This window comes from Bartonella sp. TT110JLCBS, from assembly GCF_042193405.1.
Classification (GTDB): Bacteria; Pseudomonadota; Alphaproteobacteria; order Rhizobiales; family Rhizobiaceae; genus Bartonella.
Map to the genome: position 1 here is coordinate 1 of NZ_JBHILT010000227.1, position 662 is coordinate 662.

The 662-nt window shown below is 37.6% G+C and carries 1 protein-coding gene and 1 pseudogene; both read right to left on the reverse strand.

The genetic code is table 11. The features are described from left to right. Nucleotides 1-52 precede the first annotated feature (52 nt). Nucleotides 53-378 (reverse strand): annotated as a pseudogene (locus ACFILW_RS10600) (type II toxin-antitoxin system PemK/MazF family toxin). Beyond that, nucleotides 378-506: a hypothetical protein gene (locus ACFILW_RS10605; RefSeq protein ID WP_375685819.1), complete on the reverse strand. Its 129-nt coding sequence runs from the start codon at nt 504-506 to the stop codon at nt 378-380. The pseudogene ACFILW_RS10600 and the gene ACFILW_RS10605 overlap by 1 nt, the downstream one beginning before the upstream one ends. Nucleotides 507-662 lie beyond the last annotated feature (156 nt).

A 662-nucleotide genomic window follows, 5' to 3' on the forward strand; every position in this document is an offset into this window, starting at 1 on the left:
TACTTTTTAACTAAAGTTGGTGTTTTTAAACATTAAAAAGTGTAGAAAAAATTCAAGTAAGAAATGTTGATAACCTTGCTAAGACTTCATCCATAATTATATATGGAATAGTTTCCATTCTTTTTCCATTACGCGCTACTATATCTAAAGCACGCGGTTGGTCGCAGCGTATCACACCTGTTGTATGCAGCTCTGTTCCCACCAATGAAATAGCAAAATCTGCTGTTCTAGCAAGATTTCCTCCACTCGTAATGGGCAAAACAATGGGTGTTTTTGTTAAACGATTAAACGCCTCCGGTGACACAATCAGTACAGGACGCGTTCCTCATAAACAGAAGTTGGGTCAAGCGATACAAACCAAATTTCACCTCGCTTCATTACAAGAGCTCTCTGCCAGCAGGTTTAGCATCAAACCACTCTACCTCTTTATCCGCAAAATCGTCTGAAGGATTACATTGGGCTAACAATTCTTCAAGAGTGTAATTTTGCGATATCTGTGGTTTCACAACCAATTATCCATTGTCAATAACCAAACCCACTTGCATATTTTCAGTAAGATGAAGAACATCAATCAATGCAGGCGGTATAGAGAGTATAACTGATCCTCCAACTTTACGTAATTTTGTTGTGCATAAAACGCCCTCTCTAATATTATATAAAAA